Here is a 15,655-nt window from a genome sequence, read left to right on the forward strand (position 1 = left end):
GCCAATCGAGGAATTCAAGACATGAGCAATATCCCCGCCGAACTGCGTTTTGCCGAAAGCCATGAGTGGGCTCGCCTGGAAGCCGACGGCAGCGTGACCGTGGGTATCAGCGATCACGCCCAGCAAGCCTTGGGTGATGTGGTGTTCGTCGAACTGGCTGAAGTCGGCAAAGTGTTTGGCGCTGGCGACGCTGCAGGTGTGGTGGAGTCGGTCAAGGCCGCTTCGGACATCTATGCCCCGGTCGGTGGCGAAGTGATTGCGGTCAACGAAGAGCTGGCCGATAGCCCTGAACTGCTCAACGAAGAGCCTTACGGTTCGTGGATCTTCAAATTGAAGCCAAGCAACCCGGCCGAGCTGGACAACTTGCTGGATGCGGCTGGCTACCAGGCGCTGATTGGCGAGTAAGACCGCGTCGCTTGCTTCGCGGCTAAAGCCGCGAAGAGGCCGGGCCTGCAGACAAGTTTCCCCGCACAATCGGCAATCCCTTCCTAGACTTGTAAGTCTCCATGAGGCCTGGTCTAGGAAGAGAGCGTCGTCATGTCCCAGTCGCCATCCCTGCATCAACTGCAAGAGCTCAACCCATTTCTGCGCCGCCACCTGGGCCCCGATGCCACAGAGCAGCAGGCCATGCTCAACGCGCTGGGTATCGCCAGCCGCAACGAGCTGATCGAGCAGACCGTTCCCCCAGACATCCGCCTCAATCGCCCCCTCGACCTCCCTGCGGCACTGGACGAGCAAGCCGCCCAGGCCAAGCTGGCCGGTTATGCCGAACAGAACCAGGTCTGGACCAGCCTTATCGGCATGGGCTACCACGGCACCATCACCCCCACGGTCATCCTGCGCAACGTGCTGGAAAACCCCGGTTGGTACACCGCCTACACGCCCTACCAACCCGAAATTGCCCAAGGCCGGCTGGAGGCGCTGCTGAACTTCCAGCAAATGGTCATCGACCTCACCGGCCTGCCTCTGGCCAATGCCTCGCTGCTTGATGAAGCCACCGCTGCCGCCGAAGCCATGGCCCTGGCCAAGCGGGTGGCACGCAACAAGAGCAACGCCTTCTTCGCCGACGAGCACTGCCATCCGCAGACCCTATCGGTACTCAAGACCCGCGCCGAGGGGTTCGGCTTCGAGCTGATCGTCGATACTGTGGATAACCTTGCCAAACACTCGGTGTTCGGCGCTTTGCTGCAGTACCCCGACACCCACGGCGAAGTGCGCGATTTGCGCCCGCTGATCGACCAGTTGCACGGCCAACAGGCCTTGGCCTGCGTAGCCGCTGACCTGCTGAGCCTGGTGGTGCTGGCACCGCCCGGAGAGCTGGGCGCCGATGTGGTGCTGGGTTCGACCCAGCGCTTTGGTGTGCCGATGGGCTACGGCGGGCCTCACGCGGCCTATTTCGCCTGTCGCGACGACTACAAGCGAGCCATGCCGGGGCGCATCATCGGCGTGTCCCGCGATGCCCGTGGCAACACCGCATTACGGATGGCCCTGCAAACCCGCGAGCAGCATATTCGCCGCGAAAAGGCCAACTCCAACATCTGCACGGCCCAGGTGCTGCTGGCCAACATTGCCGGCTTCTACGCGGTGTACCACGGCCCGGAAGGCCTGCAGCGCATCGCGCAGCGTGTGCACCGGCTGACCTTCATCCTGGCTGCCGGCCTTGAGGCCAAAGGCATCAAACGCCTCAATCAGCACTTCTTCGACACCCTTACCCTGAATGTTGGTGGTGCCCAGGCTGCCATCATTGAAAGCGCCGAGGCAGCGCACATCAATTTGCGCATTCTCGGTCGCGGGCACCTGGGCGTGAGCCTGGACGAAACCTGCAACGAACAGACGGTGCTGCGCCTGCTCGACATCTTCCTGGGGGTGGATCATGGCCTGGAAATCACCGCCCTCGACCAGCTGGCCCTGCCTGAAGGCATCCCCGCCAGCCTGGTGCGACGCACGCCATTCCTCGCCCACCCCGTGTTCAACCTGCATCACAGCGAAACAGAGATGCTGCGCTACCTCAAGCAGCTAGAGAACAAGGACCTGGCGCTGAACCAGTCGATGATTCCGCTGGGCTCGTGCACCATGAAGCTCAACGCCACCAGTGAGATGATCCCCATCACCTGGTCCGGTTTTGCCCAGCTGCACCCGTTCGCTCCGGCGGCCCAGGCGGCAGGCTACAAGGCGATGATCGACGAACTGGAAAGCTGGCTGTGCGCGATCACCGGTTTCGATGCGATCTGCATGCAGCCCAACTCCGGTGCTCAGGGTGAATACGCCGGCCTGATGGCCATTACGCGCTATCACCGCAGCCGCCATCAGCCGATGCGCACGTTGTGCCTGATCCCGTCGTCGGCCCACGGCACCAACCCGGCGTCGGCACAGATGGCCGGCATGGACGTGGTGATCGTCGATTGCGACAACGATGGCAACGTCGACCTGGCTGACCTCAAAGCCAAGGCACACGCGGCCGGGGAGCGTCTGTCGTGCCTGATGATCACCTACCCCTCGACCCACGGTGTGTACGAGGAAGGGATACGCGAAATCTGCGATGTGGTGCACCAGCACGGCGGCCAGGTTTACATGGACGGTGCCAACCTCAATGCGCAGGTGGGCCTGGCGCGCCCCGCAGACATTGGGGCCGATGTTTCACACATGAACCTGCACAAGACGTTCTGCATTCCCCACGGCGGTGGCGGCCCGGGTATGGGGCCGATCGGTATCCGCGCGCACCTCAAGCCGTTCGTCGCCAGCCACCCGGTGGTGCCGGTGCCTGGGCTGGACCCGAACAACAGCGCGGTCAGCGCCGCGCCCTGGGGCAGCGCAAGCATCTTGCCGATCAGCTGGATGTATATCGCCATGATGGGCCCGCAGCTGGCCGACGCCAGCGAGGTGGCTATCCTTTCGGCCAACTACCTGGCCAGCCAGTTGGGCGCGGCGTTCCCGGTGCTATACCGCGGCCGCAACCAGCGCGTGGCGCATGAATGCATCCTCGACCTGCGGCCATTGAAAGCGCTGACAGGCATCAGCGAAGAGGACGTGGCCAAGCGCCTGATGGACTATGGCTTCCACGCACCGACCATGTCGTTCCCGGTGCCGGGCACGCTGATGGTGGAGCCGACCGAGAGTGAGTCGAAGGCCGAGCTGGACCGGTTCGTCGAGGCGATGCTGGCGATTCGGGCGGAAATTGACGAAGTACAGCAGGGCAACTGGCCTGCGGAGAACAACCCGCTGAAGCATGCACCGCATACCTTGGCTGATGTGCTGGGGGGATGGGACAGGCCGTATAGCCTGGAGCAGGCCGTGGCCCCCAGTGCTCACGTGCGCCAGCACAAATACTGGCCGGCGGTGAACCGGGTAGACAACGTGTATGGGGACAGGAACCTGTTCTGTGCGTGTGTGCCGGTGGAGGCTTATCGCTGAGGTTGGTGTTGGATGCTTCGCGGGTGCCTGTAGGAGCGGGTTTACCCGCGAAGCAGGCGACGCAGTTACTCGGCTACTGCATTTTTGGCCAGGATGGCATTGGCCAACTCCATGTCGGAAGCCTGCATCCCTGGGTTCTCTGCCCGTGCCTCGCGCATGGCCGCTTCCAGGAACGGCCCGCGGATCGCGCCTTCGCTGGCGACGAAGCTGCTGGCGTCATCCTGCGCGGCCACTACCAGCTTGTGATCTCGCGAGGTCAGGTAGCTCGATGCCGTGGTAGCACCGGAAGTCATCACGTTACGCCAGAAGGTATCGGCCATGGCCGAGCCAATAGGCAGCGAAAGCAAGGTAGCGGCGGCAATGGCGGTTTTGAGACGCATGTTGAAACACCTCGAAGGGTGATGGTTGAAGATGCGCGCTTGGATCTTTTCGGGCGAGGCAAGTTCCTTGAATACAAAGGACTTTTCGTCAGTTGCAGACGCGCAGCACTTCCTCGGCACGGGTCTGTCCAGCGGCCACTTTGGCCTCGCCGCAATGGCGCAGGTCAATCAGGCCATCGGCCAGCGCCTGGCGCCGCAATCGGGTCAGGTCGGCATGAGGGCCGATCAATGCGCGCAAGGTGTCGCTGGGCTCGAGTAGTTCGAATAATCCTGTGCGCCCCTGAAAACCGGTGCCGCGGCAGGCTCGGCAGGTGGCTGATGAACCTGCCTGGCAGTCGGTGCAGACGGTTCGCACCAGGCGCTGGGCCATTACCCCGATAAGCGTCGCCTTGATCAGGTAGTCGGCCACACCCAGCTCTTGCAAGCGGGTAATTGCTGCACAGGCGTCGTTGGTATGCAGGGTCGACAGTACCAGGTGCCCAGTCAGCGCTGCCTGAACTGCCACCAGGGCGGTTTCGCGGTCGCGAATTTCGCCGATCATGATGATATCGGGATCTTGGCGCAGCATGGCCCTGACCGCGTTGGCAAACCCCAGGTCCAGCGCGGGCTGTACCTGCAGCTGGTTGAAGGCTGGCTCCAGGCGCTCGATCGGGTCTTCGATGGTGCACAGGTTGACCTGTGGGGTGGCCAACAGTTTGAGGCTGGTGTACAGCGTGCTGGTTTTGCCGGAGCCGGTGGGGCCGGTGACCAGGATGATGCCTTGGCGCTGACGTAGCAGGCGCTGCCATTGGGCCAGTTGCTGGCCGTGCAGGCCAAGGCGTTCGAAGCCCTCTTGCAACTGTTGCGGGTCGAACAGGCGCAGCACCAGTTTCTCGCCAAACGGGGTGGGCAGGGTCGAAAGCCGCAGCTCCACCTCGCCACCACCGGGCAGGCGGCTTTGCAGCCGGCCGTCCTGCGGCCGGCGCTTCTCGGCAACGTCCATGCGGCCCAGGTGTTTCAGGCGGCTGACGAGGGCCAGGGTGACCCCGGCGGGGAAGGCATAGACGGTGTGCAGCAGGCCATCGATGCGGTAGCGCAATTGGCCCTGTTCGCGGCGTGGTTCCAGGTGGATATCGCTGGCGCGTTGCTCAATGGCGTACTGCAGCAGCCAGTCGACGATATGCACAATGTGTGCGTCGTCTGCGCTGGCCTCGGCCTGGCGTTTGCCCAGCTCCAGCAATTGCTCAAGTTCCCCCAGGCTGGCCGACTGCTGGTATTGCGCGCCTTTTACCGACTGGGCCAGGCGGTGAAACGACTGCGCTGACTGACGGATCTGCTGCGGGCTGGCCAGTACGCGACGGATCGATCGGCCGAGGCTACGGGCCAGGTCGGCCTGCCAGTCATCCTGGAAAGGCTGGGCGCTGGCGACGGTGACGCTTGCGGCATCGGCCGCGACGATGAGGATGCCGTGGCGCTGGGCGAAGGCTGGGGAGATCAGGCCGGTGACCTGGGGCAGGTCGAGTTGCATAGGGTCGATGCGCAGGTAGGGTTGGCCGACCTTGTCGGCCAGCCATTGGCAAAGGTACTCCAGGTCCAGAGGCTGGCCAGGGTGCTGGCGGCTTTCCAGGCTGCTGGCGGCGATGTGTTCCAGCGGGTGGCTACCGGGGTGGGCGGCGGCGTGTTCGAGTACTTGCAGGGTATCGCTGGCGTGCAGGTGCTGGTCAGCGAGCAGGGCCTGGAGCACGCGCTTGAGGTCGAGTGCCAGGTTGTCGGGGGTGTGCATGGTTGGCGTCCGTGCCTGATCGGATAGTGTTGATCAAGGCTAGCCGGGCGGCGGGTGGCTATTGGAGGTGAAAGGTTTCGGGATTTTGCTGCGCCTGTTCCGGACGCTTCGCGGGTGAACCCGCTCCTACAGGGATCGCACGGGCCTTGAGTGCTATGCGGTACAGGCCCGGCAGAGAGGGGGGTCAGACCACTGCCAACGCCACTCGCTGCAAGTTGGTCAGGCTCACCTCACCCACACACACCAGGTTACGCAGTTTCTGTGCAATGACCTCGGCCCGGTGCCAGCTCAACCCGCCAATGCCGATTTCGATATCCAGCCAGTCATCCTGCTGGCTGACCTGCACGCTATGCGGGGTCAGGAACTGCAAGGCGAACAGGTTGAGCACCCGGCACAGGCTATCGGGCTCGGCCTCGGCCTGCAGGCGATAGTGCACGGTGCTGTGGGCGTTGGTGGCGGCCCAGGCGTCGGTACGGGGCTGTGCGTTCATGCTGGTCTCCGCAAATGAGGGAGAAATTCTTGCACGTTGGTGGCGGAATTTTTTCGCTATGATTGGGTGATTTCGCCTTATTGGTGAATTCTTTTATTCAATAAAATCTGATGTGGAGAATAAACAATGCACAGCGAGCTGGACGCCTACGACCGTCGCATCCTCGAACTGCTGCAGGAGGACGCTTCGCTGTCCAGTGCACAGATCGCCGAGCGCGTCGGGCTGTCGCAATCGCCGTGCTGGCGGCGCATTCAGCGGTTGAAGGAAGAGGGGGTGATTCGTGGGCAGGTGACCTTGCTGGACCGCAAGAAGGTCGGCCTGAACACGCAGATTTTCGCCGAAGTGAAACTGAACGCCCACGGGCGCTCCAACTTCACCGAGTTCACCGAGGCGATCCGCGGGTTCCCTGAGGTGCTGGAGTGTTATGTACTGATGGGGGCTGTGGACTTTCTGCTGCGAATCGTCACGTCGGACATCGAGGCCTACGAGCGGTTCTTCTTCGAAAAACTGTCGAACGTGCCGGGGATTCAGGAGGTGAATTCGATTGTGGCGCTTTCCGAGATCAAGTCCACCACTAGCCTGCCGCTATCGCGTTGAGGCCATTCGCGGGTAAACCCGCTCCTACGACTGGCCCCACGCCTGGCGCGGATCCTACGTAGGAGCGGGTTTACCCGCGAAGCAGGCGACGCGGTATCACGCCTTGAGCAGGTGCTTCCAGCCGCGGCTCTGGTCCACCGCCCGAGCCTGTTCGATACGCGCTTCCAGCACTTCATCGCTGATAGGCTGCTCGGCCAGCTCGTGCAGCTTTTTCAGGTCGCCGTACAAGCGGTCCATTTGCGGCGCTTCCAGCACCTGGCGGGCGTGGTGCAGCCAGGCCAGAAGTTGCTCGATACGTGGCAGCTGCTCAGCCAGGTCTTCCGGGCGCTGGGTGTACAGCGGCAGCTTCAGCGCGCGGCCTTCCTCGCCCAGCAGGTGACCCAGCCAGCTGGCCAACTGCGCCTTGCCCTGGCGTTCGCCGCGGCCCTTGCGCTCTGTGGTCCAGGTCCGGGCCATCAGCCAGCGTGAGGTTTCCAGCGAGAACTGGCCCCAGCGTACGTCTTCCAGTTCTTCGGCGAACTGCTCGGGCGCGGCGCGACGGATGTCTTCGTCATCGTTGCCGGCCTGAACCAGCGGGCGCCAGTCTTCAAGCAAGGCATCAAGGCTGGTGCGCAGGTCGCGGGTGGTGGCGCGCGGTGCTGCCTGGCCCAGGCTGGCGGTGAGCGCGCGCAGCTCGCTCAGGCACTCGACCCAGTCCTGGAGCAGGCGCCAGTGACCGTTGTGGCGGTACTGCTCGGCCAGGCGCTGGCTGCTGCCCAGCAGTTGCCAGGCGAGGGCGGCATAGGCGTCGTCCAAGGCCATTTCGGCTTCCAGCGCGGTGTGCGGCAGGTCCAGCTCGTAGCTGTCCGGTTCCAGCAGGCGGTAACCGCGCTCAGCCTTGCTGATGTCGCACGGCATCAGTGGCAGGCTGGCGGCCAGTTCTGCAGCCAGTTCCAGCAGTGCTTGCGGTTCACCTTCACGCAGCTCCAGCTCCAGCTCGCAGATCTCCTCCTTGCGCTTGCCGGCGATCACGAAGCCTTGGTCCAGCGCGGCCTCGATCACCACCTTGCTCTTGCCACGGCCCCAGGCGATTTCAGCGTATTCACGGCTGAAGTCGGTGGTGAACAGCGGCTTGATGGTTTTCTTGTCCAGGTTGGCCAGTTGCTCGGGCCAGCAGGTGGCGTCCAGCTTCTTCAGGTCGAGCTTGACCTTGTCCAGGTTCCATTCGTACTCGTTGCGCTCTGACAGGCCAGCCACGCTCTGACCGCGGCACTTGAGAGTTTGGATGACAGCGTCGCCATCGCGGCGCAGGCGCAGGGCGACACGGGCGGCGGACAGCTCACGCTCGGGGGTGTCGAAGTACTGGTTGAGCAGTTCACGGGTCTGCCAGCCGGACTTGTTGCGCTTTTTCAGCAGAGGGTGCTCGCGCAGGGCGGCAAGGGTCTCGCGGCTGGCGCGGAGCTTCAGTTCGGTTTCTTTGTGCATCACAGACTCGAAAGAGGGGGCGTGGTTGGCAGAGAGTCTACAGCAGTCAGCCCTCAACGGTTTATTCCAGACAGCGGATAGTCCTATGATGGGCAACGTTTCCGAGGAGTACGCGCATGCCGTTGCCGACGCTGAAAGACCAGTTTGCCGCCTTGATCGCCGCGCCTTCGGTTAGCTGTACCCAACCTGCGCTGGACCAGTCCAACCGCCAGGTTATCGACCTGTTGGCCGGTTGGCTCGGCGACCTGGGTTTCAAGTGCGATATCCAGCAGGTCAGCCCCGGCAAGTTCAACCTGCTGGCCAGCCGTGGCACCGGCCCGGGAGGGCTGGTGCTGGCCGGGCACAGCGATACCGTGCCCTATGACGAACAGCTGTGGGCCAGCGACCCGCTGAAGCTGACCGAAGCCGATGGCCGTTGGGTCGGCCTGGGCAGCTGCGACATGAAGGGCTTCTTCGCCCTGGTCATCGAAGCGGTCATCCCGCTGCTGGAGCACGACTTCAAGGAGCCGCTGCTGATCCTTGCCACCTGCGATGAAGAAAGCTCCATGTCCGGCGCCCGTGCCCTGGCCGAGGCCGGCCAGCCACTGGGGCGTGCAGCGGTCATCGGTGAGCCTACCGGGCTGCGGCCGATCCGCATGCACAAGGGCATCCTCATGGACCGCATCGACATCCTCGGCCGCAGTGGCCATTCGTCGGATCCAAGCCTGGGCCGCAGCGCCATGGAAGCCATGCATGCGGTCATGGGCGAGCTGATGGGCCTGCGCCAGCACTGGCAAAACACCTATAGCAACCCCCAGTTCACCGTGCCGACCCCGACCATGAACTTCGGCTGCATCCACGGTGGTGACAACCCCAACCGCATCTGCGGCCAGTGCGCCCTGGAGTTCGACCTGCGGCCGCTGCCGGGCATGGACGTGGACCAGCTGCGCGCAGCCATTCGCGAAAAGCTGGTACCCGTGGCCGAGCGCCATGAGGTGCGCATCGACTATGCACCGCTGTTCCCGGAGGTGCCGCCGTTCGAGCAGGCTGCCGATGTCGAACTGGTACAGGTCGCGGAGCGCCTGACCGGCCATCGCGCTGAAGCGGTGGCGTTCGGCACCGAAGCACCTTATCTTCAGCAACTGGGCTGCCAGACCATCGTGCTGGGCCCTGGCGACATTGCCTGCGCCCACCAGCCCGGCGAATACCTTGAAATGTCACGAATCGAGCCTACCGTGCGTCTATTGCGTGACCTGATCCGGCACTATTGCCTGCACTAAACGTCAATCGAACTGATTCGTTCCTGCCTAGAGGAGACCGCGCGTGACCGCAAGCCTGTTCCGACGATGATCCTGAACGCCCCCTGCATCGCCGTTCTCCGTCCACTTATCCACAGGCCCTGTCATGCCCGATTACGTCAACTGGCTGCGTCATGCATCCCCCTATATCAATGCCCATCGCGACTGCACCTTTGTGGTCATGCTCCCTGGCGATGGGGTGGAACACCCTAATTTCGGCAACATCGTCCACGACCTGGTGCTGCTGCACAGCCTGGGCGTGCGCCTGGTGCTGGTGCATGGCTCGCGCCCGCAGATCGAAAGCCGGCTGGCCGATCGCGGCCTGACCCCGCACTACCACCGGGGCATGCGTATTACTGATGCGGCTACCCTGGACTGCGTGATCGATGCCGTCGGCGCCCTGCGCCTGGCCATTGAAGCGCGGCTGTCGATGGACATCGCCGCTTCGCCGATGCAGGGCTCGCGCCTGCGCGTGGCCTCCGGCAACCTGGTCACTGCGCGGCCGATCGGCGTGCTCGAAGGCGTGGACTACCACCACACTGGCGAAGTGCGCCGGGTCGACCGCAAGGGCATCAGCCGCTTGCTCGACGAGCGTTCCATCGTGCTGTTGTCGCCCTTGGGCTACTCGCCTACCGGGGAAATCTTCAACCTGGCCTGCGAAGACGTGGCTACCCGTGCGGCCATCGAACTGGGTGCCGACAAATTGTTGCTGTTCGGCGCCGAGCCGGGCCTGTTGGACGCTGACGGTAGGCTGGTGCGTGAACTGCGCCCGCAGCAGGTTGCTCCGCATCTGCAGCGTCTAGGCAGCGATTACCAGGGCGAACTGCTGGATGCTGCGGCCGAGGCTTGCAAAGGCGGTGTGGCGCGCAGCCATATCGTCAGCTATGCCGAGGACGGCGCGCTGCTCACCGAGCTGTTCACCCGGGGCGGTGGCGGTACGCTGGTGTCGCAGGAGCAGTTCGAAGTGGTGCGCGAGGCGACCATCGAGGACGTCGGTGGCCTGCTGGAGTTGATCAGCCCGCTGGAAGAGCAGGGCATCCTGGTGCGCCGTTCGCGCGAAGTGCTGGAGCGAGAGATCGAGCAGTTCAGCGTGGTCGAGCGCGAGGGCATGATCATCGCCTGTGCGGCGCTGTACCCGATTGCCGATTCCGAGGCCGGGGAGCTGGCTTGCCTGGCGGTGAACCCGGAGTACCGCCATGGCGGACGTGGCGATGAGCTGCTGGAACGCATCGAGAGCCGGGCACGGCAGATGGGCTTGAGTACTTTGTTCGTGCTGACTACGCGCACTGCGCACTGGTTCCGCGAGCGCGGTTTTGCGCCCAGTGGCGTGGAGCGGCTGCCGGCGGCGCGGGCTTCGCTGTACAACTACCAGCGCAATTCGAAGATTTTCGAGAAGCCCCTGTAAGCCTGGGCCGCCCTCTTCNGAGCCCGCGAAGAGGGCGACACCGGTCTCAAACAAAAACGCCGCCCTTGAGGGGCGGCGTTTTTTGTTTACACGGTATGCAGGTACCAGTTGTACTCGAGGTCGGAGATCGAGTGCTCGAACTCTTCCAGCTCGCTTTCCTTGCACGCGACAAAGATGTCGATGTACTTCGGATCGATGTACTTGTTCAGGATTTCGCTGTCGTCCAGCTCGCGCAGGGCATCGCGCAGGTTGTTCGGCAGGCTCTGCTCCAGCTGCTCGTACGAGTTGCCTTCGATCGGCTCGCCCGGTTCGATCTTGTTGGTCAGGCCGTGGTGCACGCCCGCCAGCACCGCCGCCATCATCAGGTACGGGTTGGCGTCGGCACCGGCCACGCGGTGCTCGATGCGCACGGCGTCCGGCGAGCCGGTCGGTACGCGCAGGGCCACGGTGCGGTTGTCCAGGCCCCAGCTTGGCGCGTTCGGTACGTAGAACTGCGCGCCGAAGCGGCGGTACGAGTTGACGTTCGGGCAGAGGAACGCCATGGACGCGGGCAGGGTCTCGAGCACACCGCCGACAGCGTGACGTAGCGCGGCGTTCTGCTCGGGATCCTCGCTGGTGAAGATGTTGTTGCCATCTTTGTCCAGCACGGAAATGTGTACATGCAGGCCGTTACCTGCCTGGCCCGGGTAGGGCTTGGCCATGAAAGTGGTGTCCATTTCATGGTCGTAGGCGATGTTCTTGATCAACCGCTTGAGCAGTACCGCGTAATCGCAGGCCTTGAGCGGGTCGGGCACGTGGTGCAGGTTGACTTCGAACTGCGCCGGGGCGCTTTCCTTGACGATGGCGTCGGCCGGGATGCCTTGCTCCTTCGCGCCTTCGAGGATGTCCTGCAGGCAGTCGGCATACTCGTCGAGGTCGTCGATCAGGTACACCTGGGTCGACTGCGGGCGCTTGCCCGAGATTGGCGAGCGCGGCGGCTGCGGGCGGCCATTCACGTTCTCCTGGTCGATCAGGTAGAACTCCAGCTCGAATGCGGCGCAGATGGTCAGGCCCATATCGGTGAACTTGCTCACCACCTGACGCAGCACTTCACGCGGGTCGGCGAAGAACGGCTCGCCTTCCAGCTCGTGCATGGTCATCAGCAGCTGGGCGGTAGGGCGTTTTTGCCACGGCTCATTACAGAGCGTGTCGGGGATGGGATAGCAGATGCGGTCAGCATCGCCGATGTCCAGGCCCAGCCCGGTGCTTTCGACGGTGGAACCGTTGATGTCCAGGGCAAAGAGGGAGGCCGGCAGATTGATGCCTTTCTCGTAAACCTTGTGGAGGCTGGTGCGCTCTATGCGCTTGCCACGCACCACACCATTCATATCTGCAATCAGAAGGTCAACGTAGAGAACCTCAGGATGTTCCTTAAGGAACGCGTTCGCTTCGTTAAGCTGAACGGCACGCGGGGGTACCGACATGATGCAACACCTTTGTTGTTAAAAATATCAATCAAGGGGGGCTTGCAGGACCAGTCAACCGAAAAGCCATACTGATGTCAAGCCAACCCCATGACGCCCTGAAATGGCACATCTACGGCAGATTTGCTGCATATCGGGGCAGGCCATTATCCGCTATTTCTGCCTGAAAGGGTGATCTCAAACGTGCCGTGTTTTATTTTTTACGGAAGTGTTGTGTAAAAAAATGAACAAGGCTAAGCTCGGTCACAACCCAGAACACAATAATACGAGGGTCACATGGTCCGCTTGCCGCGACCTGAAAGTACTGCGTGCGCAGTGCAATCGGGTACTTCCGTCGTTTTTGCAAGCTTCGTCAATGGCGTGGTCGCCCTGGCCGCAATAATTGACGTTTGGCGTTCCCGGACCCGTCCTCGTAGCGGCTTGCCGCCCTTCGCTTCGTCTTCCTGCCTTTTGAACTCATTACGGACACAGCTGATTTCAGTGTATCCACTGTGGCTCTGCGCGTGGGTTTTTGCTTTAGCAATCGACTCCATCCAGAATCAAGTCGCGGACCACCTTACCTCCTGAGGTATTTATGAGTAACAACCTCGACCAGCTCACCGATTGGTTGAAAGAGCACAAGATCACCGAAGTCGAATGCATGATCAGCGACCTCACCGGCATCACGCGCGGCAAGATTTCGCCAACCAACAAATTCATCGCTGAAAAAGGCATGCGGCTGCCCGAGAGCGTGCTGCTGCAGACCGTGACCGGCGATTACGTCGACGACGACATCTATTACGAACTGCTCGACCCTGCAGACATCGACATGATCTGCCGCCCTGACGAGAACGCCGTGTTCCTCGTGCCGTGGGCCATCGAGCCAACCGCACAGGTCATCCACGACACCTACGACAAGAAGGGCAACCCGGTCGAACTGTCGCCGCGCAACGTGCTGAAGAAAGTGCTCAAGCTATACGCTGACAAGGGCTGGCAGCCGATCGTCGCACCGGAGATGGAGTTCTACCTGACCAAGCGCAGCGAAGACCCGGACTTCCCGCTGCAGCCCCCGGTAGGCCGTTCCGGTCGCCCGGAAACCGGCCGTCAGTCGTTCTCGATCGAAGCTGCCAACGAATTCGACCCGCTGTTCGAAGACGTCTACGACTGGTGCGAGCTGCAGCAGCTGGACCTCGACACGCTGATCCACGAAGACGGCACGGCGCAGATGGAAATCAACTTCCGTCACGGCGACGCTCTGCACCTGGCCGACCAGATCCTGGTGTTCAAGCGCACCATGCGCGAGGCGGCGCTCAAGCACAACGTGGCTGCCACTTTCATGGCCAAACCGATGACCGGCGAGCCGGGCAGTGCCATGCACCTGCACCAGAGTGTGGTCGACGTGGCCACCGGCAAGAACATCTTCAGCAATGAAGACGGCAGCATGAGCGAGCTGTTCCTCAACCACATTGGTGGCCTGCAGAAGTTCATCCCCGAGGCGCTGCCGCTGTTCGCGCCCAACGTCAACTCGTTCCGCCGCTTCCTGCCCGACACTTCGGCGCCGGTAAACGTGGAGTGGGGCGAAGAAAACCGCACCGTCGGCCTGCGTGTACCGGATGCCGGCCCGCAAAGCCGGCGCGTCGAAAACCGCCTGCCGGGCGCCGACGCCAACCCATACCTGGCCATCGCCGCCAGCCTGCTGTGTGGCTACATCGGCATGGTCGAAGGCATCGAGGCCAGCGCGCCAGTGCAGGGCCGTGGTTACGAACGCCGCAACCTGCGCCTGCCCCTGACCATCGAAGACGCTTTGGAACGCATGGAAAACAGCCGTGCGCTGGGGCAGTACCTGGGCAAGAAATTCATTACCGGGTATGTCGCGACCAAGCGCGCCGAGCACGAAAACTTCAAACGTGTCATCAGTTCGTGGGAGCGTGAGTTCCTGCTGTTCGCTGTCTGATCAACCCTGGTGCCGCAGGAGCGCGGCGGTCCAATAACGGAGAAGCACATGAGCGTCAACAACCCGCAAACCCGTGAATGGCAAACCCTGAGCGGGGAGCATCACCTCGCACCTTTCAGTGACTACAAGCAACTGAAGGAGAAGGGGCCGCGCATCATCACCAAGGCCCAGGGTGTGCATTTGTGGGATAGCGAGGGGCACAAGATCCTCGACGGCATGGCCGGTCTGTGGTGCGTGGCGGTCGGCTACGGACGTGAAGAGCTGGTGCAGGCGGCGGAAAAACAGATGCGCGAGCTGCCGTACTACAACCTGTTCTTCCAGACCGCTCACCCGCCTGCGCTCGAGCTGGCCAAGGCGATCACCGACGTGGCGCCGAAAGGTATGACCCATGTGTTCTTCACCGGCTCCGGCTCCGAAGGCAACGACACTGTGCTGCGCATGGTGCGCCACTACTGGGCGCTGAAGGGCAAACCGCACAAGCAGACCATCATCGGCCGCATCAACGGTTACCACGGCTCCACCTTCGCCGGTGCTTGCCTGGGCGGCATGAGCGGCATGCACGAGCAGGGTGGCCTGCCGATTCCGGGCATCGTACACATCCCTCAGCCGTACTGGTTCGGCGAGGGTGGCGACATGACCCCTGACGAATTCGGTATCTGGGCCGCCGAGCAGTTGGAGAAGAAGATCCTCGAAGTCGGCGAAGACAACGTCGCTGCCTTCATCGCCGAGCCGATCCAGGGCGCAGGTGGCGTGATCATCCCGCCGCAAACCTACTGGCCGAAGGTGAAGGAGATCCTCGCCAGGTACGACATTCTGTTCGTCGCCGACGAGGTGATCTGCGGCTTCGGCCGTACCGGCGAGTGGTTTGGCTCTGATTACTACGACCTCAAGCCTGACCTGATGACCATCGCGAAAGGCCTGACCTCCGGTTACATCCCCATGGGCGGTGTGATTGTGCGTGACACCGTGGCCAAGGTGATCAGCGAAGGCGGCGACTTCAACCACGGTTTCACCTACTCCGGTCACCCGGTGGCGGCCGCGGTGGGCCTGGAAAACCTGCGCATCCTGCGTGACGAGAAAATTGTCGAGAAGGCGCGCACGGAAGCGGCACCGTATTTGCAAAAGCGTTTGCGTGAGCTGCAGGACCATCCACTGGTGGGTGAAGTGCGCGGCCTAGGCCTGCTGGGTGCGATCGAGCTGGTCAAGGACAAGGCCACCCGCAGCCGTTACGAGGGCAAGGGCGTGGGCATGATCTGTCGCACCTTCTGCTTCGAGAACGGGCTCATCATGCGCGCGGTGGGTGACACCATGATCATCGCGCCGCCGCTGGTAATCAGCCATGCGGAGATCGACGAACTGGTGGAAAAGGCGCGCAAGTGCCTGGACCTGACCCTTGAGGCGATTCGATAAGCGTTTGCTAGGCTAGCGTTGTGACATTAAGTCGTTACATGGCCCTGCTTTCCTTGATACAGG

12 protein-coding genes are annotated in these 15,655 nt (G+C 62.6%); 7 read left to right on the forward strand and 5 right to left on the reverse strand.

Annotated features, from left to right (window positions below; genetic code table 11):
* Positions 1–21: 21 nt before the first annotated feature.
* Positions 22–405 carry a glycine cleavage system protein GcvH gene (gcvH, locus tag ACTJJN_RS21705; RefSeq protein WP_014754789.1) on the forward strand — a complete coding sequence of 128 codons (384 nt, stop codon included), beginning with the start codon at positions 22–24 and terminating at the stop codon, positions 403–405.
* A 132-nt stretch (positions 406–537) separates the two neighbouring features.
* Positions 538–3,411, forward strand: a complete 2,874-nt coding sequence (gene gcvP / locus ACTJJN_RS21710; protein WP_440781603.1) for an aminomethyl-transferring glycine dehydrogenase — start codon at positions 538–540, stop codon at positions 3,409–3,411.
* Between the two features lie 65 nt (positions 3,412–3,476).
* Here gcvP and ACTJJN_RS21715 read toward each other — a convergent pair whose 3' ends face one another.
* From ACTJJN_RS21715 to ACTJJN_RS21725, 3 genes are all read right to left on the reverse strand, one after another.
* Positions 3,477–3,791, reverse strand: a complete 315-nt coding sequence (locus tag ACTJJN_RS21715) for a DUF2388 domain-containing protein (RefSeq protein WP_004575834.1) — start codon at positions 3,789–3,791, stop codon at positions 3,477–3,479.
* Positions 3,792–3,879: 88 nt separating this feature from the next.
* Positions 3,880–5,553, reverse strand: coding sequence for a GspE/PulE family protein (locus ACTJJN_RS21720; RefSeq protein WP_221101047.1), 1,674 nt, complete (start codon positions 5,551–5,553; stop codon positions 3,880–3,882).
* Between the two features lie 184 nt (positions 5,554–5,737).
* The gene (locus tag ACTJJN_RS21725; RefSeq protein WP_003253715.1) at positions 5,738–6,043 is read right to left on the reverse strand and encodes a hypothetical protein; all 306 of its coding nucleotides are present in this window, start codon (positions 6,041–6,043) and stop codon (positions 5,738–5,740) included.
* Between the two features lie 126 nt (positions 6,044–6,169).
* On the opposite strand from ACTJJN_RS21725, the gene ACTJJN_RS21730 reads away from it, so the two are divergent.
* The gene (locus ACTJJN_RS21730; protein WP_003253717.1) at positions 6,170–6,640 is read left to right on the forward strand and encodes an Lrp/AsnC family transcriptional regulator; all 471 of its coding nucleotides are present in this window, start codon (positions 6,170–6,172) and stop codon (positions 6,638–6,640) included.
* Positions 6,641–6,736: 96 nt separating this feature from the next.
* Here the strand turns inward: ACTJJN_RS21730 and ACTJJN_RS21735 are convergent, their stop codons facing one another.
* Complete coding sequence (locus ACTJJN_RS21735; protein WP_012054046.1) at positions 6,737–8,104, reverse strand: CYTH domain-containing protein; 1,368 nt, start codon at positions 8,102–8,104, stop codon at positions 6,737–6,739.
* Between the two features lie 116 nt (positions 8,105–8,220).
* On the opposite strand from ACTJJN_RS21735, the gene argE reads away from it, so the two are divergent.
* A complete protein-coding gene (gene argE, locus ACTJJN_RS21740; protein ID WP_012054045.1) occupies positions 8,221–9,363 on the forward strand; it encodes an acetylornithine deacetylase in 1,143 nt (380 codons plus the stop codon).
* 124 nt (positions 9,364–9,487) lie between these two features.
* Positions 9,488–10,786, forward strand: coding sequence for an amino-acid N-acetyltransferase (gene argA / locus ACTJJN_RS21745; RefSeq protein ID WP_003253723.1), 1,299 nt, complete (start codon positions 9,488–9,490; stop codon positions 10,784–10,786).
* 86 nt (positions 10,787–10,872) lie between these two features.
* Here the strand turns inward: argA and ACTJJN_RS21750 are convergent, their stop codons facing one another.
* Positions 10,873–12,249 (reverse strand): glutamine synthetase family protein, encoded by a 1,377-nt coding sequence (locus ACTJJN_RS21750; RefSeq protein ID WP_003253725.1) that lies wholly within the window; start codon positions 12,247–12,249, stop codon positions 10,873–10,875.
* Between the two features lie 574 nt (positions 12,250–12,823).
* On the opposite strand from ACTJJN_RS21750, the gene ACTJJN_RS21755 reads away from it, so the two are divergent.
* A complete protein-coding gene (locus ACTJJN_RS21755; RefSeq protein WP_440781604.1) occupies positions 12,824–14,182 on the forward strand; it encodes a glutamine synthetase family protein in 1,359 nt (452 codons plus the stop codon).
* A gap of 48 nt (positions 14,183–14,230) precedes the next feature.
* Positions 14,231–15,592, forward strand: a complete 1,362-nt coding sequence (locus ACTJJN_RS21760) for an aspartate aminotransferase family protein (RefSeq protein WP_440781605.1) — start codon at positions 14,231–14,233, stop codon at positions 15,590–15,592.
* Positions 15,593–15,655: the final 63 nt, after the last annotated feature.

This window comes from Pseudomonas sp. 22515, from assembly GCF_052044625.1.
In the GTDB taxonomy this organism is placed as follows: Bacteria; Pseudomonadota; Gammaproteobacteria; order Pseudomonadales; family Pseudomonadaceae; genus Aquipseudomonas; species Aquipseudomonas alloputida.